Below are 22,021 nucleotides of genomic sequence, written 5' to 3' on the forward strand. Positions count from 1 at the left end.
TCTAGCTATCTCAGCGTCACATTAACAAAGCCCGCTAATGAGCGGGCTTTGTGCTATCTAGCTTAAAGCATTTGAGTAATGGCCGGGTTCCTAACGTTTTTAAGCCCGCTATCTCTCAGCCACATTAAGAGAAAAGGCTTCCAGAAAATGGAAGCCTTTTTTCGTTTTAGCCTCGATAAGAACTCATTTGTTATCAGGTAAACACGGGTAAATTGAACCTAGGCTTCCTAATATTTACATCTGGCTATCTCTGCGCCATATTAACAAAGCCCGCTATCTAGCTTAAAGCATTCGAGTAATGGCCGGGTTCCTAACGTTTAAGCCCACTATCTATCAGTCCTCTCTGTCTCATCAAGAAAAAAGGCTTCCACCTCTGGAAGCCTTTTGAGTTTGTGCTTGTCGGTAGCTCGCTTATTGCTCTGCTACTACCTCTTGATTCACCTTAACGCCAGCGAGTCGGTTGTAGATCTTACTCAACCATGCCTTGGTGTCTTCGATGGCGACATAGAGACAAGGGATCAGCACCAGGGTCACGACTGTGGCAAACAATACGCCGAAGGCCAGTGATACCGCCATAGGGATAACCATCTGCGCCTGCATGCTGGTCTCACTCATAATCGGTACCAGGCCGATAAAGGTGGTGAGCGAGGTGAGTAGAATCGCCCTAAAACGACGACAACCCGCCTCAATCACGGCAACCTTCATGCTGACTCCAGCCAGGCGGGCTCGGTTGATGTAATCAACCATCACCAGGGAATCGTTAACCACCACACCCGCGGCGGCGATGATGCCAAAGAGGGAGAGGGCGCTAAGATCTATCCCTAACAGCATGTGGCCAAGCACAGAGCCAATGATGCCGAAGGGGATGACAGACATGATCATCATAGGCTGCACATAGGATTTCAAGGGCACGGCCAACAGGCTGTAGATCACCAGTAGCGAGATGATGAAGTTACGCATCTGAGTATTGGCGCTGTCGAGCTGCTCCTGAATGTTGCCGGCAACTTCACTCTTCACCCTTGGGTACTGACGCAGCAGTTCAGGGATAAAGTTATCGCGAATGTCCTGGGCTAACTTGAAGGGTTCTGCCTGTGAGGCATCTACCGAGGCCCAGACGTTGATGGTGCGGTTGCCATTTTCACGTCTGATGCCACTCACCCCTTGGGTGACCTGGATCTCGGCGACCTCTGAGAGCGGGATCTCTGCGCCCTGTGGCGTGAGGATCATCACCTCTGTCACATGGGCGATGGAGTTACGCTGCTCCTCGGGATAACGCAGCATCACCTTGATCTCCTCTCCGTTGCGCAAAATACGCTGGGCCTCGAGGCCATAGAAGCTGGCACTGACCTGAGAGGCCACATCGGCGAGGGTGAGTCCGACGCTGTTGGCCAGTGGCTTAAGGCTGAACTGCACCTCTTTGGCACTGGATTGACGGCTGTCGTTGACATCGCCTACGCCCTGTAGGCTATTGAGCTTGGCCTTGAGTGCCTTGGCCGCCGCGACCAGCTGTGTTTCGTCCTTGCCTTCGAGGCGGAAGCTGATGTCACCATCGTCGCGGCCGCCGCCGAAGAGGTTGTCGCGAATATTGAACGACTTAACCCCAGGGATCTGAGGCATGGCCATACGCCAACGCTCGGCAAGGGCGAAGGTATCGATAGGGCGCAGCTCGGGATCCACCAGCTTGGTCATCACCTGGGCACGGGTTCTGCCTTGCAGATCCACCTGCATATCGGCAATCATCCGCTGGCCAAACTCCTGCTCGAGCTGATCGTCGACCTTGTGCAGTGCCTGCTCGATTGCCAATGCCGCGGAGAGGGTCGAATGCTCAGATGAGTCCAGGTTCATCTCGACGCTGATCCTCGGAAAGTCATGGGGGATCTTAGGTTGCCCCACATAGCGAAGCACGCCACCTGAATAGAGGCCGGCACATACCAAGATGAGACTGACGAACAGGGTAATGATCATGTATCTGTATTTTACCGATAGGGTCAGTGAAGGTTGATACAGACGATAGATCACAAATTGAAGTCCGGCGTCCACCTTGCCCTGCAGGTAGTTCACACCGATACGCAGCAGATTGATGGGATTCTTTGAGCCGGGTTTAATCTCGGTTTTCGGTTTCATCTTGGCTAAGTGCGCCGGAAGGATGAGTTTGGACTCTACCAGAGAAAATAAAAGACACAGGATCACCACATAACCGATAGATTGACCGAAGGCCGATGAGGGGCCGTCATCCATGGTGATAGGTAAGAAGGCAGCGATGGTGGTTAACACCCCGAAGGTCGCGGGCATAGCCACTTTCTTTACGCCGCGGATCACATTGTCCAGGGTTTGCCCCTTTTCTTCACATTCGGTATGGGCGCTCTCGCCCATGACGATGGCATCGTCGACCACTATCCCCAGTACCAGGATGAAGGCAAACAGGCTGATCACGTTGATGGTGACATCTATCATGGCCGTCGGCATCAGCAGCAGTGTACCTAAGAAGCAGACAGGTAGCCCCATCATGACCCAGAAGGCCAGGCGAACCCGCAGGAAGAGGGCGAGCATGATAAATACCAGGATGGCGCCGCTCTTCATGCTGTCGAGCATGAGATCCAATCGCCCCTGAAGGTAATAAGTCATATCGACCCAGGTCTCTAGGTTGAGCCCTTGGGGCAGGGTGGCCTGCTTATCCTCGACGTATTGGTTCACCACCTTAGCCACATCCGTCATGCTCTGATCGTTTGAGGCGCCCACGAAGAAGGTGACCGAGTTCTTGCCGTTAAACTTGGAGTATTGGATCCCCTCTTCGAAACCGTCTATCACATTGGCGACATCACCAAGCATTAGCTTAGTGCCGTCCTCTAAGGTGATCAGCGGCAGGTTTTCAAACTCATAGCCCACATAGGCCTGATTTTGCACCCTCAGGCTGATGTAACCATTCTCAGCCTTGATTTGACCGGCCGACATGTTGCGCGAATAGCCACGCACAGCCTTGGCCACATCGTTAAAGGAGAGGTTGTATTCGCGAAGCTTATCTTTGCTGACCTCAATGGACATCTCATAGTCCAGCCCGCCATAAAACTCGGTGATGTTTACCAGCGGCAGTTGCATCAGCTCATCATGGATCTTCTCGCCAAACTCCTTAAGCTGCTTGGGGGGCAGATCGCCATAGAGGCTGATATAGAACACCTCTTGTCTATTTTTAATGCGCTCGACGCGGGGGCGCTCCATGCCATCGGGAAAACTCGAGATCGAATCGATTTCCGACTTGATTTCATCAAGCACCACCTGAGGGTCATAGGAATCTTCGATACGGAAGTAGCCCGATGCCGAGTTACGGTTTGAATAGGTGATCACACGTTTCAGGCCTTGTATACGTTCGAGCGCCTCTTCGACCTTAATGGTGATCCCTTCTTCAACCTCTTGCGGCGCCGCGCCAGGATAGAAGGCGCTAAACTCGACCCAGTTAGTCTCGGTCTGAGGGAAGAACTGTTTACGTATGGTGCTGGCTGTTAACAGTCCGCCGATAATGATGATGATCATCAATAGGTTTGCCGCCACACTGTTGCGGGCAAACCAGGCGATCAAGCCTTTATTTGGATCTGGCATTCGCCCTTACTCCTTGTCTTCCATTGCAAGTTGTTGGACGACCGCTTCATCTTCAGCAGCCTCCTGCTTGTCAGAGGCAAGGGCGAGTTTCATCCCTTCAATGGGATAGTCCAGCGCCGAGGTAATGAGGCGCATGCCATCCTTTAAGCCTTCACCGATCACCACTTGAGTGCCTTGTTGGCGCAGAATATCGACCGATCTGAATGCCAGGGTATTTTCCGGCGTCATGATGGCGACTTTATCGTTAACCACCAGGTGTCTGGCGATGGTCGTAACATCCTGCGCCTGAGAACCATGGATGCTCGCGGTGATATAACTGCCATATCTGAGGGGCTGTTTGTTGTCTTTGAGACCGTAGGGGTCGATAACCTCAGCTACCAGATAGGTCATGCGGCTGCGATTGTCTATCACACCCTCGCTGCGCACGATCTGACCACGCCAAGTCTTTTGTTCACCGGCAAAGTTTCCGCTGACAATGACCTGAGCGCCCAGGCCCTTGTTATCCAGGTACCGGATCTCTTTATCGGGTAGGGGCAGGCGGATCTCGGCCTTCTCTGTGCTAAGCAGCTTACCCAGTTGGGTACCGGTAGAGACGTAAGAGCCCAGGCCGATATGACGGCTCTCTATTAAGGCGTCGTAAGGCGCCTTGATCACCGTGCGCTCTAGATTGCGGGTGGCTCGTTTGAGGCCGGCCTCGGATGAGTTAAGACGGGCAACTTCTTGTGCCAACTGAGGTTTACGCAGGCTCAGTTCGGTAGGCGTGCCGTTTTCGATCCGTTTCCATTCTTCGGCGGCTACCTTGCCATAAGCCTTCTCTTGCACCAGAGTCGCTTTGGCACTGGCCACTGTAGCCTTGGCGTCGATGAGAGCCGCCTCGTAATCACTGGGATCTATCTTTGCCAAGATCTGGCCTTTCTTGACTAAGCCACCGCGAACGAAGGCATCGCTCAGGTAGACGATTTCACCTGAGACCTGTGAGACAAGCTCGGTCTCATATTTGGCGTTGACGATGCCGTAGGAGTTAACGGTAAAAGTCATGGGTTCCTTGTCGATTATGTCGACTGCCACGACGGGAGTATTGTCAGCGACGGGTTTCTCTTGTGGTGGTTTTTTCATCGACGCTAGCACGGCAAAGGTGCCGATACCGACGGCCAGCACGACGATAGGTAATACGATCTGTTTTGCAGTAGCCACAAACACTTCCTCTTGTTGGAGCTATGATGTTAATTCTATTGATAAAAACAATATCTTACTTTGGCGAAAGACTTCTTGCAGGGTAAATGTTATCGAAATGGGGGATTTGTTAAAGCGGTTAAATGTAAACAGGTATGTAATCTGCCTTGTTAAACTTTGCGTTCTTAAGCACTAGCGGATGAAGGCGTATAGCTCTGTTTCGAGCAATCCTGAGCTCAATAAAGTATGCCGGTGCAAACACCCAAGGCTAACGCCAGATACTTAGAGTCAAAAAAAGAGGCACAAAACAGGCAAGAAAGAGACAAAAAAGCAGCGATAGAAACCAATAACGAAAACCGATATTAAAAACCAGGCATTAGAAAGAGAGTGTGATGCCGCGTTATTGGCTAACTTAGATAGCACATTTGGGTACTCACCCGTTTGCGTATATCGAGCACTCTCTTAGTATGATTGTAGCGCTATTTGAGGCGATTTGCCCCGTGTTTTCGGGCCTCAGCTGAACCTTTTTAATGCCGATATATGGCCTTTCAAGTATAGAGTAATCTTTCTGAAAATGTGCTTAAAAGAGTTCCCTAGAAAGTCTTTAAATCAGCGCTTTGAGCGCCTGCTCCGTCATATTGTGGCTAAAGCCAGTTCGCTTGTGATGCTGTGGCTGCCAGCCGGCAAGAAAGCGTTCAAAGTCGGCCCAGGCAAAAGGGAGTAGGGCTTGCCATTCCTCTATCAGTTCGTCGATTTCATTGGCCGCCCATTTAGCGGATAACTGCATGCTAAGCGTTTGAAAATAGCGGTTACAAGCGGTGTCATAATGGGTAGAAAGCTGCCGCTCGTCGAGGCAACTGCCCAATAGATAAATGAAATCTTTAACGCCAACACCGCTGCCGACATATTGAAAATCTAACGCCGCCACACCATCGACTCCCATAGCGTCGCTATCGCGGTGGAAACAGAAGTTAGCCACCTTGGCATCGCCATGTACTAAGGTCTTAAACCTGGCCTGATTGAGTCTGGCATCGATAGCTGCTGCGGCCTGTTTCAGTGAAGATGCTGCCATTACCGCAAGCTCGTCGGGGCGAGTCTCAAGGTGCCAGTAGGTGCCGATTGGCCAAAGGCCCGCAAATGGGGTTTCTCCCTGTGAATTTTCGTAGACAAACAGGGCGTGAAATCTCGTCAGCCAGTCGATGGTGGCATAGAGCTGAGACTCTGTAAGCGTCATATGACGCATGTTGAATCCCAGCGCGTCGAGATCGCTCATTACCAGCAGCATCTCCTGGGTCTCACTGTCTTGATGAGCCGCTAAAAGAGTGGGGAGATTAAGTCGGTCTTGGCAACGGTTGGCGTAGTGCCGATACCAATTTAGCTCGACTTGATAGGAGCGCATCTTACGCCGATGAGAGAGCTTTGAATCCCATTGATGGGGATGGGTGCTTTGTCTTGGCGGCGCGATATGCTTGACAATGACGGTTTGAGAACTTCCTTTTCCATCTAGCTGATAACGGGCTATCTCGCCATAGCCACTCCAGAGCGTCTGCAACATGCCTAGCTTTGTGGCCTTTTGGCAGGAGAGTGTTTGGCAAAGCATTTGCTCAATATTCAAGATAGGTGGTTCCTTGGGGGTGAGTGGGTTATGAAAGCACTATTGGGATCATCCAATTTGCCTCATTGTCGCAGACAATAAAAACCGAGGAAAGGCTGCAATAGTCTTGCTGCTATTGTTTTGTTGCTATTGTTTTGTTGCTATTGAGAATGAAAATAACGACTGGGATAAATATAGTAAGCCTATGCTTATACCAATTCTAAGGCCTAAACATTGACCCCGATACGCTAGGATGCAGGCAAAAGTTTACGCCTTAGGTTATGATTCTGGGTGTTAACTGATGATATCTAATGATGGCGTAAGGAGTTGTTATGACTAACCATGTGGTGATCACTGGAGCAAATCGTGGGATAGGCTTAGGCTTTGTTAGGTATTATCTGGCTAAAGGTGATCGTGTAACAGCCTGTTGCCGACGGCCCGGCGAGGCGAGCGCGTTAATTCAGCTTGCAGAAATCCACGCCAACCTCAATATTATTCAGCTGGACGTGACAGATGATGCGTCGCTGCGCGCCTTGCCGCAACATCTCAACGATACAGCTATCGACATCTTGATCAACAACGCCGGCTATTATGGACCTAAGGGGATTGGCTTCGGTAAGTTAAGGGCTGAAGAATGGCAAAAGGTATTGGCAGTCAATACGATAGCCCCCATTATGGTCACCCAAATCTGTTACCCCATGTTGCGCAAGGCGAATAACGCTAAGGTGATCTGTATCTCCTCTAAGATGGGGAGCATGGCCGATAATCAGAGTGGTGGAAGCTATCTCTACCGTTCATCAAAGGCGGGTCTCAACGCCGCGCTTAAGAGTCTGGCTATCGATTTGCGTAGCGAAGCGATCTTCTGCGTCGCGTTTCATCCAGGTTGGGTACAGACGGACATGGGTGGGCCCAATGCCTTGATCACGGTTAATGAGGCGGTAGAACAGATGGCTGCCTGTATCGATAGATTAGATGCGAGCCAGTCCGGGCAATTTTTGAATTTTGATGGCAAGGTGATCCCCTGGTAGCCGGCTAAGCCGGGTTTCACCTCGGGGCTATTCACAGTGACACGTGTCAACATGCCAGGCGTAAAAAGTCATGGGCGCCTGTTAGCGCCCAAGCAGTAAATCAGCTCCTTGTATGTCGACACTAATGTTGGCACTAGGTGGCAGGAAAGGCGGGTGAAATACACTTTCTTACGGTAAAGCGATAATGGTATTTTGCCGTGTCGTCCGGTACCACCTCGAGAATTTCATAGTCGTTGAGTTCGACGACGTTGGCATCTTCTTGCTTTTCACAGCGCGATCGGCTGTCTGCCTCAAAATGATAGGCAAACTGGGCGATTAACTCGCGTATCTCTCCCTGATAGGCGTGACGTATTGAAGCGTATTCTCTTGCAAGGGATGTGGTGCTGTCTTGCTGCGGTCTGCTTGAATATCAGTTGTATTTTCTTCTTTACCACCGTCCTGGCGGCCTGCTGTTGCTGTGTTTGTTGCTTTATTCGGCTCTTTATTCAGTTCTGTATTAGCTGCTTTATTCTTTTCCTTGTCTAATTCAACGTCTGGTTCAACGTCTGATTCGGCGTTTGCGAGTCCGCCTTGCACTTCTGGATCAACTGCGGCGAATTGTGAGTTCATCTCCTTGTCGGCAACAGTATCATCAAGGCTAATTGTCGCTAACTTGTCCTGATCATGGTTTAGATCTCCCTTTACCGTCTGCTCTATGGCTTTTATGTCACTCAGGGCCGATTCCACTCTCTCCTCGACGTCTCCCATGAGTAGGAGCAAATGGTAGAGTAGGACGAAAGAGAGGATGAACCTGACCATCAGCGTCGTAAATCGATAGTGGCTGTTACCCGTAAGGGAAAAGAGTTTGATCCCAATGGGCTTCAATACTAGGGCGATCAGCAGGTAGAAAGGCATCAAGATCTGTGCAAACAAGAGTCCCACCGCGCTAATACCCAATATCCAGGCTGGCAGAAGCAGCAAGATGGCAAAGTTATGGGTGTAGTTAAAGTGGGTCGCCGGCACACCCACCACCTCGTTGACAATAGCGCTGGCCATCGCCAGCGCGTAGTTGGCCACTATGGCGTAAAAGAGTAGCAATACAGCCTTACCCGCGAGAGAGTGCCAGACACGCTCGAACACGGGCCAAAATTCAAGGGTGAGGGCAATGGTGGTGATGATGGCCACTAAGCCTAAATGTTCGCTCATTAGCAAAAGCGCGGCCAATAGATAGAGCCTTTGAGGCAATGTTAGCCGTTGCCACTTATTTCTAAGGCCTTGCATGAATCTTTGCGGGACTGAAGAGGCCTGTTTTAATTTGTTTTCCAGCGCAGGTTGTGAGAAATCTATATTCACCCAATGACTCCATTATGATTTGGGGTTGTTCAAGAAATATGCGCTTAGTCGCATCCATACTCTATCTAAGGGTTTTTATGTTACCTTGAGGTTAATTTAAGGTAAACAGACGAGTAAGGCGATGAAAAGCCAGGTAGAAATTAGCCCCCTAAATCAGGACGATTTTGAGACGGTTATCGCGCTAGGCAATCTGGTACACGGTGATGGCTATCTCGATGAACAGATGCTGAGTGAGATGCAAGATAAGGCCTATAAATCGGGGATCAATGCTAACTTTGTCGCCTATCGAGGGGGAGAGTTAGTGGGGTTTAGGCTCACCTATGCGCCGGGAAATTGGTCACTGGATCGCTGGTGTTCGCCCACGCTCTGGCCGGTTGCTGCCGAAGATTGCTGTTATTTCAAGTGCAATACCGTTTCCGAGGAGGCGAGAGGACTCGGCATAGGTAAAGCCCTATTGCAAAGTTCAATAGAGGCCTGCAAGGCTCAGGGGGCATTGGCCGGGGTCAGTCACCTGTGGAAACAGAGTCCGGATAACTCCGCCGTGGGCTACTTTACCAATGCGGGCGGCAAGCTTATTAAGGAACATCCTGAGCGCTGGAACAATAATCCTGATCATCCCGACTATGTTTGCGTCTTGTGTGGCAGCGAATGTCACTGCGTTGCCTGCGAGATGATCCTCATTTTCTAAGTTGAGGTGTTAACTAGTCATCACATCTTAAGCGTCATCACTTTATATCTGCCAGATACTATCGGCGAGAAACTTTAGGCGAAAAACATTAGTCGAGAAACCCTATGTCTTACGATCCCTTACTCAACGACTTTCCAGACCGCCAACCCTGGCCAGACTCCTACTGGGCCACAACAGTTACGCGGCCCGAGCCCTTGCCTGCGCTTAACGGCCGGGTACAGACCGATGTGGCCATTGTGGGGGGAGGCTTTACCGGCCTGCTGACGGCCTATTATCTTGCCAGCGAATTTAATATCGAGGCTAGGGTACTTGAGGCAAACCAGATAGGCTTCGGCGCCAGTGGACGTAACGCGGGTTTCGTGCTCAAAGGTTCAGGTCGTATGGGCTATAGCCAGATGGCCAAGAAGTGGGGCATGGAAACTACCAGAGGGATCTATGATGAATTTTCACAGGCGGTGCGCCGCGTCGAGCAGTTGATAAAACAGCATGATATCGCCTGTGATCCCCAACCCAAGGGCTATCTTAAGATTGCGCATAATGCCAAGGCATACGGCACACTAAAAGCGGCGGCCAATTTCATCGCCGAGCACCTGGGGGATGATGCCGAGTTTCTCACACCATCCGAGCTAAAAGCGGTCTATATGGACAATCATCAAGCCTATGGTGCCCTGCGTCTCAATGATGGTTTTGGCGTGAATCCCTTAAAACTTTGTTTAGGCTACAAACGTGCGGTGCAGTCTCTCGGTGTGCCCTTGAATGAAGAGAGCTGCGTGAGAGCCTGGCTGAAAGAGGGCGCGCACCACAGGTTGGTCACCGACAAGGGCGAGCTTATCGCCAGGCAGGTCGTCAGCGCCGGTAATGCTTATACGCCTAAGCATTTTAATCCGGCGGTCGATAATCGATATCTGCCCATACTGAGTAACATCATAGTGACGGCGCCCTTGAGTGAGGCGCAGCTTGAGGCAACGGGTCTTAAGACACATCAGGTGGTGATGGATACCCGCCGCCTTAAGTATTATTACCGCTTGCTGGGTGACAATAGATTACTGTTTGGTGGCCGCGGCGCGATAAGCGGTAAGGATGCCAGAGATCCTCGCTATGGCGAACGTTTAAAAAGCGCGATGGCAGATTGCTTCCCGGCATTGACCGATATCGCTATCGACCATAACTGGACGGGATGGATTGCCGCCGCCTTGGATGATATGCCTCATGTCTATAGTAAGGGCGATATGGGATACAGTCTGGGGTACTGCGGCGCCGGAGTCGCCTTCTCGGCGCAGGCGGCCTATCGTCTGGCACAGCATATTGCCGGTGAACGCCTGCCTGATCTGCCGCTCTATCGAACACCTCTGCCTAAGTTTCCCTTCGCGCACCTAAGACGATTGGGACAAAGTGCTTATTATCAATATGCTTGGCTAAGGGATAGGTACAGTTAGCGGCGAATTTTTGTTACCATAGCCTAATCACACGCAAAGCCGATGAGATGTTCTATAATTTGCTACTGTCGTTTTTTTAATCAGGCAAATACTCATCGATAAAGGTTACCCGCTATGAAACATGTTGTAGATAAGATGCTCGATAAACATCAGAAACTGGTGCATTCAGAGGGCGTAAAAATTTTATCCCATACCCAGAGAGAGATTGACGAATGGGTACAACATACGGTAACCATAGAAGGCTGTGACGCCCCCTTTAAGTTTCGCCGCACCAAGAAATACCGCAGCTTGCAGGGCCACAAGGTGAATATGACCTATTACCCAGAAACGGAAACCGTAGCAGGTTTCGATTTTGAGGTGATGAAAGTGGTGCGCATCAAACGTTTTTAGAGCGCATCAAAAGGTTAACTGAACACAGTGATGTTTAGATGGCTTGACCTTGAAGATTGCCAGATACAAAAAAGGAGCCTAACGGCTCCTTTTTTATGAATGTGCACTACTTAGATGGCTTGGCTTACTTAGCCGTCATCAGGGCAACCGCGTTGTCTAGCATACGGTTACTGAAGCCCCATTCGTTGTCGTACCACGCCATAACCTTAACCAGACGGCCGTTTACACGGGTTTGTGTAGCGTCGAAGTTAGAAGAGTATGGGTTGTGGTTGAAGTCGATAGACACCAATGGCTCTTTGTTGACCGAAAGCACTTCACTCATTGGTGCAACGCTTGCCGCCTTCTCGATGATGGCGTTGATCTCTTCTACTGTGGTGTCGCGTGCGGCAACGAAAGAGAGATCCACCAGCGATACGTTAACCGTCGGTACACGTACTGCCATACCGTCGAACTTACCAGCCAGCTCTGGAACCACTAGACCAACGGCTGCGGCAGCACCAGTCTTAGTTGGGATCATAGACATGGCAGCGGCACGTGCGCGGCGCAGGTCAGTGTGATAAACGTCTGACAGACGCTGATCGTTGGTGTAAGCGTGAATAGTCGTCATCAGACCCGACTCGATACCAATCTCGTCGTTTAGCGGCTTAGCGAAAGGCGCCAGACAGTTAGTGGTACAAGAAGCGTTAGAGATCACTGTCATGTCAGAGGTGATCACATCGTTGTTTACGCCGTAAACAACAGTTGCGTCAACATTCTTACCCGGTGCAGAGATGATCACTTTCTTGGCGCCAGCATTTAGGTGAGGCTGAACGGCTTCTTTAGAAGTGAAGATACCGGTACATTCGAAAACCACGTCGACTTCAAGCTCAGCCCAAGGCAGTTTCGCTGGGTCACGCTCAGAGAAAGTTTTGATCTTGTCTTCGTTGACGTAGATAGCCTCATCGTCGTGCTCAACTTTTGCATTGAAGCGACCATGTACAGAGTCGTACTTGGTTAGGTGAGCGTTGATTGAGGCGTCGCCCAGGTCGTTGATCGCAACGATTTGGATGGGGTACTGCTTTTCGCTCTCATATAGTGCGCGAAGTACGTTTCTACCGATACGGCCATAGCCGTTAATTGCTACGCGGATAGTCATCTCATATCCCTCAGGTAAATGTATAAAAATATCTGGTAGTAAAATTACCAAATTGACAGCTATCGTCAAGCAATATCGGGGTTAATTGGCTAGTTAGCTTAACAAATTTGCTGTTTTCTTTACAAAGATCAGATTTTTTACAAAAAACGGCCAGATTTCTGTAAAAAAAATACTAGTGGCAAACATTTTGCCAGCATTAAAAAAGCCCAATTAAGATGAGGTATTTAACTGAGCACGGATCTCACTAGAAGCGTAGTCACCGTTTTTAAGATGTTCCACTAAGGTGTCGGCTTGTTCATCTAAAAATTGCGCCAGTTGTTGGTTGCCCTTGATTAAGGCGTTCATTTTGGCATCGGAAGCCGTGTTGCGCGTCATCAATACGTTGGCTTTTGAGAAGAGGTAGGTTTTTTCCAGATCGTTTTGCTGGTGGTAGATACTGGCAAGACCCAGCAACCAGTCGGGGTTAAAGTTGTCAGGGTCGCTCTGGTCTAACAGTTGCAGGTAGAGAGCCTTTGCCTTGTTGAGATTCGACTTTTGATAATAGGAGGCGAGACTCGCCAGGATCTCGATATCCTCTATCAAACCTGCCTGTTGTGCCTTGATGACTCGGGACAGTGCCGCCTGATCATTTAAGCGTATCCAGTGATAGTAGGAGAGATAGAGATCTGGGTTGTCCTTGGTGGTGTCTCGCAACTGCTGCAGGTTCTGCGCGCTGATACCGAAGGCTCTCACTCGATCGTTGGTGCGTTCGGGGTGCATGATGTGCTGCACTCCGGCGGCGAGTTCGATGCATTTATTGTAATTTTCGAGATTGATCAGATGCTGGTAGATCTGTTTGCCAGAAGGCGAGGGGGTGTTTTTGAGGGCAAAACGCTTGCGGATCAGGTCTGCTCGCTCATATCTGCACCAGCTATCGCGATGTAAATCGTCACAAAGCTCAGGATTATTTTTACAAATCGTGGCGGTATTAGCAGCATTATCGCAGCCAAACAGGCCGAAAATCGCCAAAAGAGACAATAATGGTGTAATGATTACAAAATTTAATCTCAAAAGTGCGTCCCCTTTAGATTTTATCTAATAATATTACATGGTTAGAGAAAATATCTTACTAGATCGAAAGCCCACTTTTCATTACAATGGCGCCGACCAATAACAGGATTGACGTCCGATAATAATAGAGTATTGGTCTTTTCTTTTTGTTACTCAATCATTTCTACAATAAATGTAGTAAAAGTGAGATAAAGGATCTGTAAATGACCGCTGATAAACACCTACAAAGCTGGCAAGAACGTTTCGAAATGGCGGAGGCGATGCAGCCTCTACTTGGTAAGTTGTATCGTAACCAAGGTGTAGAAGTCGTTCTATACGGTAAGCCACTTCTTAATGCTTCCACTATCGAGATCATTAAGTCACACCGTTTAGTGCGTCGTCATGTGGGTGACAAACTCAGATTACGCGAAAGTTTTCCTTTTGTTGAGGCACTTAGCAAGTTAGAGGTGAAGCAATGTAAAGTCGATATCGGTAAGTTAGCGGTTAACTACTGGCGCGAGCATGACGATGCGAGCCAGATCGAAGCTTACATGGCCCAAGAGCTGGCCTCGGCAATCGATCATGAAGACAACCAAGAAGCACGCGACGTAGTGCTCTATGGTTTCGGTCGTATCGGACGTCTATTAGCGCGTCTACTGATTGAAAGAACTGGCGTGAGCAACAAGCTGCGTCTTCGCGCTATCGTTCTGCGCGGTGGTCGCAAGGGCGACTTAGAGAAGCGCGCCAGCCTGCTACGTCGTGACTCGGTACACGGTCCATTCAACGGCTCTGTTGAGGTAGACGAAGAGAACAACGCAATCATCGCCAACGGCACATATATTCAGGTGATCTACGCTAACTCTCCAGACGAAGTGGATTACACTCGCTACGGCATCAACAATGCGCTGGTGGTTGATAACACAGGTATCTGGAAAGACGAAGATGGCCTGGGACTGCACCTAAGATGTAACGGCGCCTCTAAGGTGCTATTGACTGCACCGGCTAAGGGCGCGATCAAGAACATCGTTTACGGCGTAAATGAAAATGACATCCTAGACGAAGACACTATCGTCTCGGCGGCAAGCTGTACCACTAACGCCATTACTCCTGTACTTAAGGCGGTCAATGACAAGTATGGCATCGTAAACGGTCACGTTGAAACGATTCACTCATACACTAACGACCAGAACCTGATCGACAACTACCACAAGGCCGATCGTCGTGGTCGTAGTGCACCGCTAAACATGGTTATCACCGAGACGGGTGCGGCTAAAGCTGTTGCCAAGGCGCTTCCAGTGCTGGCCGGCAAGCTGACGGGCAACGCCATCCGCGTACCTACGCCAAACGTTTCTATGGCTATCATCAGCCTGAACCTGAATGGCGAAACCAGCAAAGAAGACATGAACGAGTATCTACGTAATGTGGCGCTTTGTTCTGAGCTGCAAAACCAGGTGGATTTCACCGAGTCGACTGAGATTGTGTCATCGGATCTGGTTGGTTCTCGCTACGCGGGTGTTGTCGATTCGCAAGCCACTATCGCCGACGGTAACCGTGCCATTCTTTATGTTTGGTATGACAACGAGTTCGGTTACAGCTGCCAGGTGGTTGGTGTAATGCAGAAGATGCTGGGTCTTAACTACCAGTCTCTGCCTGCCGCGTAAGCTTTAACTTAGCTGAATCTAAACGCCTCGGTTAATACCGGGGCGTTTTTTTATCCATAACAAGTTGAATATGCTTAACAAAGCGACATAAAGGTGATTAATGCAGCAATCGATGCAACAATCCAATGATAAGCCATAAATAGACGTTGACACTTTTAGGTAAATCGGTAGAATTCCTTTCCGCAGTCAGGGAAAAGCTCGATAGGGCACTTGGCTGGCAAGCGTTTCAGATGCGACATTAGCTCAGTTGGTAGAGCGATACCTTGCCAAGGTATAGGTCATCGGTTCGAACCCGATATGTCGCTCCAAATTTACGGTCAAACCGTAAACCGCTTCAGATAAAGGCGCGATGGCAGAATGGCTATGCTGCGGATTGCAAATCCGTCGATCTCGGTTCGACTCCGGGTCGCGCCTCCACTTTCCGTTTTAACGTAAATCACGATAAAACACACTAGGCCCGAGTGGTGGAATCGGTAGACACAAGGGATTTAAAATCCCTCGCTGGTAACAGCGTGACGGTTCAAGTCCGTCCTCGGGTACCAATCTGAGTTAATAGAACCGGATTGAAAAGAGCCTCACTGAATAAGTGGGGCTTTATTGTATCTGGGGTAAAAAGCTAGCCTAATACCAATCGTAATAAATAATTGATCATTCTAGCTTGTTAAAACGCTCGATAACTGTATTAGTATTTTTAATCGTAGAATAACTACTTATCTAAAAATCCTGCTTTGTTCTCAAGCGTTTTTCCTGCGCTATTTCTGATCACATGTTTACTGTGATTGGTATAAAAGCTCCTTCTATGACTCCTGCTCAATCGGTCTGGCTATCATCTTCAAATTTCAGTGCACTCATTTAGTCATCCAAATTAGCTCAGTGTGAGCCCGATCTCATCTTAAAGATTATTCTAAATTTTGCTCAGTTCAATCAATAATTCTTAAAATCATGGCCCAGTTACCCAACAAAAATCAGCAAAGCCAGGGCGAGACAAGAAAAATATTGATATAGAAAAATATCCGCTATGAAGGGCGCTAAGACAGTGGTATAACTAGCCCCGAACCCCTTCTTATGACGACGTTTAGGAACATCACCATGATATTTAACCAGGTTGTACTGGCTCCCGCAGATCCCATTCTTGGTCTTACCGATGCTTTTAAGGCCGATCCTCGCGCAGATAAGGTTAATTTAGGTGTTGGCATCTATAAAGATGAGTCAGGCCAGACGCCGATTCTTAAGTCAGTTAAGTTGGCCGAGCAAAAATTGCTAGAAACTGAAACCAGCAAGAGTTACCTGGGTATCGACGGCGTCGTCGCCTACAACCAGGCGGTACAGGGCTTGTTGTTTGGTGCAGATCACGCAGTAATGAGCGAGAAGCGAGCGGTAACGGCTCAGGCGCCAGGTGGTACAGGCTCCCTGAGAATGGCCGCCGAGTTTGTGGTGCGTAATACTGATTCACGTACCGTATGGGTGAGCAATCCAACCTGGGCAAACCATAACAACATTTTTCAATCTGCCGGCTTAACCGTTAAGCAATATGGCTATTACGATGCGGCCAGTCACGATATCGACTTCGATGCCATGCTCACTAGCCTTGAAAAAGCAGAGGAAGGCGATCTACTGCTGCTTCACGGTTGCTGCCATAACCCAACGGGTATCGATCTCAACATCAGCCAGTGGGAAGTGATTGCCCAGCTTTGTGTCGACAAAGGCCTGATCCCCTTGTTTGACTTCGCCTATCAAGGCTTTGGCGCCGGGGTAGAAGAAGACGCGCAAGGACTACGTCTGGTGGCCAGTAAGGTCCCCGAACTGTTAGTGGCTAACTCGTTTTCGAAAAACTTCGGTCTCTACAACGAGCGGATCGGCGCAGTGACACTAGTAGCAGAAGATGCAGAGACGGCGAAGCGTGCATTTAGCCAGATTAAGAGCACCATACGTAGCAGCTATTCTAATCCACCGGCCCATGGCGCATTGATTGTGGCCACAATTCTTGGTGATGCCGAGCTAAGAAAGTTATGGGAAGCAGAGCTGACACAGATGCGCGAACGTATCGCCGAGATGCGAGTGCTGTTCGTCAAGACGTTGGCTCAGCAGGGGGTGTCGCAAGATTTCAGCTTTATCTCGGCGCAAAACGGTATGTTTAGCTTCTCTGGCCTTAATAAAGATCAGGTGACACGCCTGAAAGATGAGTTTGGTATCTATATCGTCGGCTCTGGCCGCATTAGTGTTGCCGGCATGACCCGCGCCAACATGGATACCATCTGCCGGGCGATCGCTAAGGTATTATAAGCTGCAAAACGCTGCTAAAGACGCCACGCTGTTAATAACGTGGCGTTTTTTTATGCCAGTGCGTCGAGCGTCTGGGGCTCAACAATGAGAGACAGGGCGTCGGCCAGCGCGGCTCTGTCGTGAAGCGCCTGATGGTGGCGGCTACGCAGGGGATAACGAGTGACTATGCCTGTGGTAAGATACCTGTCACCATGACATAGCACATGATCGACCGGTTTATTACCCATGACCTGCTTAAACCAGCTAAGGCGCTCCTCCAGGCTAAAGTTAGCCGCAGCGGAAGGCTCCTCGGTCAGATTATCGATTAGGACCACCTTCGCCTTGGAGTCATGTAGTGCCTGGCTCAATTTAGGCAACAGCAGTGGCGGCATGATGCTGGTCAGGAAACTTCCTGGGCCTAATATAATGAGATCCGCTTGTCTAACCGCATTACAGGCCTCGAGGGTGGCATCCACCATGGGTTCCAGCGAGAGGGCGATAGGATCTTCACACTTTTGATCTACCTCGACTTCTCCAAAGATACGTTTACCGCAAGATTGAATGGCGACCAGGTGGGTAGGTTGCTCCGACATAGGGATCACTTGGGTCTCTATATTAAGCAGTTTGCGAATCAGATTGACCGCATCTAACGGCCGCACGCAAAGGTCATCCAGCGCCATCAACACCAGGTTACCCAGATTGTGGTTGGCGAGTTCGCTGTTACCGCCGAATCGGTATTCAAACAATAAGGAGCCGACAGAGGGGCGACTGGCGAGCTGAGACAGGCAGTTACGCAGATCGCCCCAGGCGATACAATCTTGTTGCTGTCGTAGGCGTCCGGTTGAACCGCCATTGTCCGTGGTGGCCACTATGCCGGTGAGTTTTGGACCGAGAAACGAGAGAGAGGATAAGACTCGGCCCAGTCCGTGGCCTCCGCCGATGGCGACAACATGTTGATATTGATTGATGGCGTAATCGCGCATGTCGGGTATTTCCTTCCTGAATCCCCATTTACCTGCCGGCCATTATAACCCATTCGTCCTATAGGTATAGCGGTTTTGTTCATGGCTAAGATGACATATAATGCCGCCCATGAACTCCCAATAAGAGCGAAGCATTTGAGAACAGGTCACATCAATAAGTTGATATTATCCCTAGGGATTGTTGCGTTAGCGGTATTGGCGGTAAAGCTATTTCTGATAGAGCGCAAGACCGAGCCAGAACAGGCGCCGGGAACGATTTTAAAGAATCGCAGTCAATTTAGTGCCATTCCAGATTTCCAGGCAATTAGCGATATTGCGACCAAGAAACAGGCTTTCTTCGATTTTCTTCGTCCGGCGATCAGGCACCACAATGCCGTGATTAGTGACGAGCGTAAGTTTTTAGAGCAATCTCGTCTCCATCTAGCGAACCAACAACCCTTGTCCGAGGCAGAGGCCTATCGCATCTTGCAACTGGCAAGCAAATATCAGTATTCGATGCGCGGTGCCACCCTCGAATCCTTGGATGAGTTATTGACGCGGGTCGACACCATTCCAGAAGATTTGGTGTTGATTCAGGCGGCTAACGAAACCGGGTGGGGCAGTAGTCGTTTTGCCAGGGAAGGGATGAACTTTTTCGGTCAGTGGTGTTTTAAGAAAGGTTGTGGTCTAGTGCCACAGTCGCGCACCGAAGGGCTCAGCCACGAAGTTGCGGTGTTTAAGAGCGTCGAAGATTCGGTCGGCTCCTACATGCGCAACCTTAACTCGAACGCCGCCTACTCGCTTCTTCGGGCCATTCGCGCCGATTTAAGGGCTGAGAATCAGCCGGTAAGCGCCGAGAAGTTAGTCTACGGCCTAATGAATTACTCAGAGCGTCAGGAAGCTTACGTTGAAGAGCTGCTTGATATGCTACGTCATAACAATCAATTTTTGGTGGAAAATCATGAACAAAGCCCTGCTGTGTAGTTGCCTGCTTCTGGCAACGAGTGTTGTTCAGGCAACGCCCATTTCTCTCGACTATCAGGGCTTCTATCAAAGAATGAAGCAGATGAATAAAGGCAACTATTCGCTTATCGACATCGCCTTCTCTGTGCCTAAGGAAAATGGCTGTTTTATCGAGAGCGGCTCAATCACCACAGAGAAGCGTAACTATCCGCTGACCTTCTCCGGAGACCAACGCCTCTATATTCCATTCGATGAAACCTTGAAGTCAGACCGTGCCCTCATCAATCTACAGATGAAGAACGATGCCACGCGTTGTGGGGTGGCGATGCAGATCCGCGCCAAGTCACCTTCAAATGTATATAGCCAGGCTGCGCTAAGTGAGCTTGCCATGCAGATGGATCAACTGCTCAAGCAGATGCAGGGCTTTCCGATGAAATATTTCGCCGAGGATATTGCCGGGGTTAACTTTGAGTTTGCCGGTAAGGCGCAGGTGACCATAGATGGTAAGATGCAACAAGTCGATGGTATCTACCGCTTAGCGAACGAAAAGATAAACGCACTTTCCAAGATAAGCTTTAGTGAAACGCCTAAGGTTATCAGCCCCTGGGTCAAGAGTTCCTAGTTAGCGGGTTTAATACCGCGGACATAGACAGACTAAAGACAGTCATAGACGTAAAAAAGCCCTCAAGAGAGGGCTTTTTTATTATCTATAAAGACAATTCATACAAGCTGCTATGTAAAAACCTAAGGCGTATAGGTGCTCACCACATCGATTTTAAGCTGATCGCTACTGCGCTTGGCCGCGTCGAGGTCGATATGACCGCTGTTAGCCAGGTCCAGGAAGTCAAACGCCGGCAGATCCGACTCGGCCACATCGCCTTTCATCGGTGCGTCGGGATCTTGTTTCAAAGAGACAAAGTCGAACTGCTCTCTATCGACACCCTGTGACGGGCTCGTGTTTTGCATCGCAGTGAAGATGGTTTCGATACGGCCGGGGAACTGCTTATCCCAGCTCTTGAGCATCTCTTTTACCGCCGCGCGCTTCAGGTTTTCCTGAGAGCCACACAGGTTACAAGGGATAATTGGAAACGCCTTTAACTCGGCATATTCGGCAATGTCTTTCTCGCGGCTGTAGGCGAGAGGGCGGATAACCACGTTCGCGCCATCATCTGAGAGCAACTTAGGCGGCATCGCCTTAAGCTTACCGGCGTAGAACATGTTGAGGAACATGGTTTCTATGATGTCGTCTCTGTGATGGCCCAGGGCAATCTTAGTGGCGCCAATCTTCTGCGCAAAACCATACAGGGTACCGCGGCGCAGGCGGCTGCAGAGCGAGCAGGTTGTCTTGCCTTCGGGGATCTTATCTTTAACGATAGAGTAGGTGTCCTTCTCGAGGATATGGTAAGGCACCTTTAGGCTATCTAAATAGGCTGGCAGAATGTCTTCTGGGAAACCTGGCTGCTTCTGATCCAAATTGACGGCTACCAGATTAAAATTAACCGGCGCTCTTTGCTGCAGATTGACCAAGATATCCAGCATGGCATAACTGTCTTTGCCGCCGGAAAGACAGCACATGACGGTGTCGCCCTCTTCAATCATGTTGTAATCGGCGATGGCACTACCGACTTCGCGTCTAAGACGCTTTTGTAGCTTGTTTAGCCGAGTTATCTGTTTCTTTGAGAGGGTTTCTTCAGACATAATAAAAAACGCGCCTAGTATCGTAAAATTCTGGGCGCGTAGTATATCTTAAAAAATGTGGCTAAAGAAGATGGCCTAAGGCGATCATTCCTCTTCTAGTGGTGACTTATAACCGTCGGGTTTAATCGCCAGTAGGTCGCAGTTAATGCTGTCGATAACATGCTCTGCGGTGTTACCGATTAGCGCCGCCGAGAAGCCAGTGCGGCCGACGGTTCCAAGAATCACCAGCTCGGCGTCGAGCTGTTCGGCCAGTTCAGGGATGACATCCTCTGGTAAACCCTCTTTGATATGACAGAAGTCGCTAGAGATGCCGTAATTGCTGGCCAGGTAACACACCCGCTGCTCATGCTGCATGCGAATGGTTTCGCTGTAGGTGTGTGCGTCAAAGTCCGGCAGCTCGATGGCAAGGTTGACCGGGGTGCCAGGGTAGCCGTTAACCAGATGTACCTGAGCATCAAACTTCTTGGCTAAGTCTTGGGCGTGTTCGATGATCTTGCCGTTAAGGGTTTGGTGATCATCATCTTCCGAGGCCACGTTGATGGCACACAAGATCTTACCGGCCACCGGCCAGTCGTGTTCTTTCACCAGAAGGACAGGCACGGGCGCCTTGCGCATCAAATGCCAATCTGTGGGGGTAAAGATCACTGACTTGAGCTTATCGTGCTCGTGAGTACCCTTAACGATCAGATCATAGCCACCTTCGATGGCGTGAAGGATAATGCTCTCGAAAGGACGGTTGTGCCAGATCACTTCGCTATCGATGGCTACGCCACTGTCTTTGTAGCCAGCCAGGATATCGTCGAGCCAGGCGCGACGCTGCGCAATGACTCCCTGGCGCATGGCTTCGCGCTCATGACCCGAGAGGATAGAGGTCATCTCGTAGGAAAAATCGAAAATAGAGAGAAAAACGGTGATTGACGCTTGGTTTTTAGAGGCGAGTTCAACGGCTCTGGCGAGGGCAGATTGCTTGTCGCTTGTTGGATCCACTACAACAAGGATCTTATGATAGTCCTTCATAGATTCTTCCTTTATCTGAGGTGGTACTTAAATAATGAGCGATATAGGGCAAATTGCCT

17 protein-coding genes and 3 tRNA genes are annotated in these 22,021 nt (G+C 49.8%); 11 read left to right on the forward strand and 9 right to left on the reverse strand.

The window, feature by feature from the left end:
* Positions 1-411: 411 nt before the first annotated feature.
* The 3 genes from DB48_RS16080 to DB48_RS16090 form a co-directional block, all read right to left on the reverse strand.
* Positions 412-3,594, reverse strand: a complete 3,183-nt coding sequence (locus DB48_RS16080; RefSeq protein WP_041511236.1) for an efflux RND transporter permease subunit — start codon at positions 3,592-3,594, stop codon at positions 412-414.
* A gap of 6 nt (positions 3,595-3,600) precedes the next feature.
* Positions 3,601-4,788, reverse strand: a complete 1,188-nt coding sequence (locus DB48_RS16085) for an efflux RND transporter periplasmic adaptor subunit (RefSeq protein ID WP_041511406.1) — start codon at positions 4,786-4,788, stop codon at positions 3,601-3,603.
* Between the two features lie 583 nt (positions 4,789-5,371).
* Positions 5,372-6,382 (reverse strand): ecdysteroid 22-kinase family protein, encoded by a 1,011-nt coding sequence (locus DB48_RS16090; protein ID WP_235375426.1) that lies wholly within the window; start codon positions 6,380-6,382, stop codon positions 5,372-5,374.
* Between the two features lie 311 nt (positions 6,383-6,693).
* Between DB48_RS16090 and DB48_RS16095 the strand changes: the two genes are divergently transcribed.
* Positions 6,694-7,389 carry an SDR family oxidoreductase gene (locus DB48_RS16095; protein WP_041511238.1) on the forward strand — a complete coding sequence of 232 codons (696 nt, stop codon included), beginning with the start codon at positions 6,694-6,696 and terminating at the stop codon, positions 7,387-7,389.
* A gap of 315 nt (positions 7,390-7,704) precedes the next feature.
* Here the strand turns inward: DB48_RS16095 and DB48_RS19735 are convergent, their stop codons facing one another.
* Entirely contained in the window at positions 7,705-8,721 is a 1,017-nt protein-coding gene (locus DB48_RS19735; RefSeq protein ID WP_052813829.1) for a hypothetical protein, read from the reverse strand.
* A 121-nt stretch (positions 8,722-8,842) separates the two neighbouring features.
* Here DB48_RS19735 and DB48_RS16105 point away from each other — a divergent pair, with 121 nt between their 5' ends.
* The 3 genes from DB48_RS16105 (at position 8,843) to DB48_RS16115 (ending at position 11,235) form a co-directional block, all read left to right on the forward strand.
* A complete protein-coding gene (locus DB48_RS16105) occupies positions 8,843-9,409 on the forward strand; it encodes a GNAT family N-acetyltransferase (protein ID WP_041511239.1) in 567 nt (188 codons plus the stop codon).
* 104 nt (positions 9,410-9,513) lie between these two features.
* Positions 9,514-10,845, forward strand: a complete 1,332-nt coding sequence (locus tag DB48_RS16110) for an NAD(P)/FAD-dependent oxidoreductase (protein WP_041511240.1) — start codon at positions 9,514-9,516, stop codon at positions 10,843-10,845.
* A gap of 114 nt (positions 10,846-10,959) precedes the next feature.
* Entirely contained in the window at positions 10,960-11,235 is a 276-nt protein-coding gene (locus DB48_RS16115) for a hypothetical protein (protein WP_011865802.1), read from the forward strand.
* 124 nt (positions 11,236-11,359) lie between these two features.
* Here the strand turns inward: DB48_RS16115 and gap are convergent, their stop codons facing one another.
* Positions 11,360-12,370, reverse strand: coding sequence for a type I glyceraldehyde-3-phosphate dehydrogenase (gap, locus tag DB48_RS16120; protein WP_041511241.1), 1,011 nt, complete (start codon positions 12,368-12,370; stop codon positions 11,360-11,362).
* Between the two features lie 210 nt (positions 12,371-12,580).
* The gene (locus DB48_RS16125) at positions 12,581-13,420 is read right to left on the reverse strand and encodes a DUF2989 domain-containing protein (protein WP_235375427.1); all 840 of its coding nucleotides are present in this window, start codon (positions 13,418-13,420) and stop codon (positions 12,581-12,583) included.
* Positions 13,421-13,623: 203 nt separating this feature from the next.
* Between DB48_RS16125 and DB48_RS16130 the strand changes: the two genes are divergently transcribed.
* The 5 genes from DB48_RS16130 (at position 13,624) to DB48_RS16150 (ending at position 17,343) form a co-directional block, all read left to right on the forward strand.
* Positions 13,624-15,060, forward strand: coding sequence for a glyceraldehyde-3-phosphate dehydrogenase (locus tag DB48_RS16130; RefSeq protein WP_041511242.1), 1,437 nt, complete (start codon positions 13,624-13,626; stop codon positions 15,058-15,060).
* Between the two features lie 232 nt (positions 15,061-15,292).
* Positions 15,293-15,368, forward strand: a tRNA-Gly gene (locus DB48_RS16135).
* Positions 15,369-15,403: 35 nt separating this feature from the next.
* Positions 15,404-15,477, forward strand: a tRNA-Cys gene (locus tag DB48_RS16140).
* A gap of 38 nt (positions 15,478-15,515) precedes the next feature.
* A tRNA-Leu gene (locus DB48_RS16145) sits at positions 15,516-15,602 on the forward strand.
* Between the two features lie 547 nt (positions 15,603-16,149).
* Positions 16,150-17,343: an amino acid aminotransferase gene (locus DB48_RS16150; protein ID WP_041511243.1), complete on the forward strand. Its 1,194-nt coding sequence runs from the start codon at positions 16,150-16,152 to the stop codon at positions 17,341-17,343.
* A gap of 50 nt (positions 17,344-17,393) precedes the next feature.
* On the opposite strand, the gene yvcK is transcribed toward DB48_RS16150, so the two are convergent.
* Positions 17,394-18,305, reverse strand: coding sequence for a uridine diphosphate-N-acetylglucosamine-binding protein YvcK (yvcK, locus tag DB48_RS16155; RefSeq protein WP_041511244.1), 912 nt, complete (start codon positions 18,303-18,305; stop codon positions 17,394-17,396).
* 135 nt (positions 18,306-18,440) lie between these two features.
* On the opposite strand from yvcK, the gene DB48_RS16160 reads away from it, so the two are divergent.
* Both DB48_RS16160 and DB48_RS16165 read left to right on the forward strand, forming a co-directional pair.
* On the forward strand, positions 18,441-19,268 hold the full coding sequence (locus DB48_RS16160) for a glucosaminidase domain-containing protein (protein ID WP_041511409.1): 828 nt from the start codon (positions 18,441-18,443) through the stop codon (positions 19,266-19,268).
* Entirely contained in the window at positions 19,246-19,869 is a 624-nt protein-coding gene (locus DB48_RS16165) for a DUF2987 domain-containing protein (RefSeq protein ID WP_041511245.1), read from the forward strand. Before DB48_RS16160 ends, DB48_RS16165 begins: the two co-directional genes overlap by 23 nt.
* A 122-nt stretch (positions 19,870-19,991) precedes the next feature.
* Here the strand turns inward: DB48_RS16165 and ttcA are convergent, their stop codons facing one another.
* Positions 19,992-20,945 (reverse strand): tRNA 2-thiocytidine(32) synthetase TtcA, encoded by a 954-nt coding sequence (gene ttcA, locus DB48_RS16170; protein ID WP_041511246.1) that lies wholly within the window; start codon positions 20,943-20,945, stop codon positions 19,992-19,994.
* 84 nt (positions 20,946-21,029) lie between these two features.
* Positions 21,030-21,962 carry a universal stress protein UspE gene (gene uspE, locus DB48_RS16175; RefSeq protein WP_041511247.1) on the reverse strand — a complete coding sequence of 311 codons (933 nt, stop codon included), beginning with the start codon at positions 21,960-21,962 and terminating at the stop codon, positions 21,030-21,032.
* Positions 21,963-22,021 lie beyond the last annotated feature (59 nt).

The organism is Shewanella sp. cp20, assembly GCF_000832025.1.
Lineage (GTDB): Bacteria > Pseudomonadota > Gammaproteobacteria > Enterobacterales > Shewanellaceae > Shewanella.

Bases quoted from the DNA above. Each gene is read 5' to 3' on its own strand.
- DB48_RS16115 (WP_011865802.1), top strand. From the start codon at position 10,960: ATGAAACATGTTGTAGATAAGATGCTCGATAAACATCAGAAACTGGTG.
- DB48_RS16080 (WP_041511236.1), bottom strand. From the start codon at position 3,594: ATGCCAGATCCAAATAAAGGCTTGATCGCCTGGTTTGCCCGCAACAGT.
- DB48_RS16110 (WP_041511240.1), top strand. From the start codon at position 9,514: ATGTCTTACGATCCCTTACTCAACGACTTTCCAGACCGCCAACCCTGG.
- yvcK (WP_041511244.1), bottom strand. From the start codon at position 18,305: ATGCGCGATTACGCCATCAATCAATATCAACATGTTGTCGCCATCGGC.
- ttcA (WP_041511246.1), bottom strand. From the start codon at position 20,945: ATGTCTGAAGAAACCCTCTCAAAGAAACAGATAACTCGGCTAAACAAG.
- DB48_RS16105 (WP_041511239.1), top strand. From the start codon at position 8,843: ATGAAAAGCCAGGTAGAAATTAGCCCCCTAAATCAGGACGATTTTGAG.
- DB48_RS16095 (WP_041511238.1), top strand. From the start codon at position 6,694: ATGACTAACCATGTGGTGATCACTGGAGCAAATCGTGGGATAGGCTTA.
- gap (WP_041511241.1), bottom strand. From the start codon at position 12,370: ATGACTATCCGCGTAGCAATTAACGGCTATGGCCGTATCGGTAGAAAC.
- DB48_RS16165 (WP_041511245.1), top strand. From the start codon at position 19,246: ATGAACAAAGCCCTGCTGTGTAGTTGCCTGCTTCTGGCAACGAGTGTT.
- uspE (WP_041511247.1), bottom strand. From the start codon at position 21,962: ATGAAGGACTATCATAAGATCCTTGTTGTAGTGGATCCAACAAGCGAC.
- DB48_RS16130 (WP_041511242.1), top strand. From the start codon at position 13,624: ATGACCGCTGATAAACACCTACAAAGCTGGCAAGAACGTTTCGAAATG.
- DB48_RS16150 (WP_041511243.1), top strand. From the start codon at position 16,150: ATGATATTTAACCAGGTTGTACTGGCTCCCGCAGATCCCATTCTTGGT.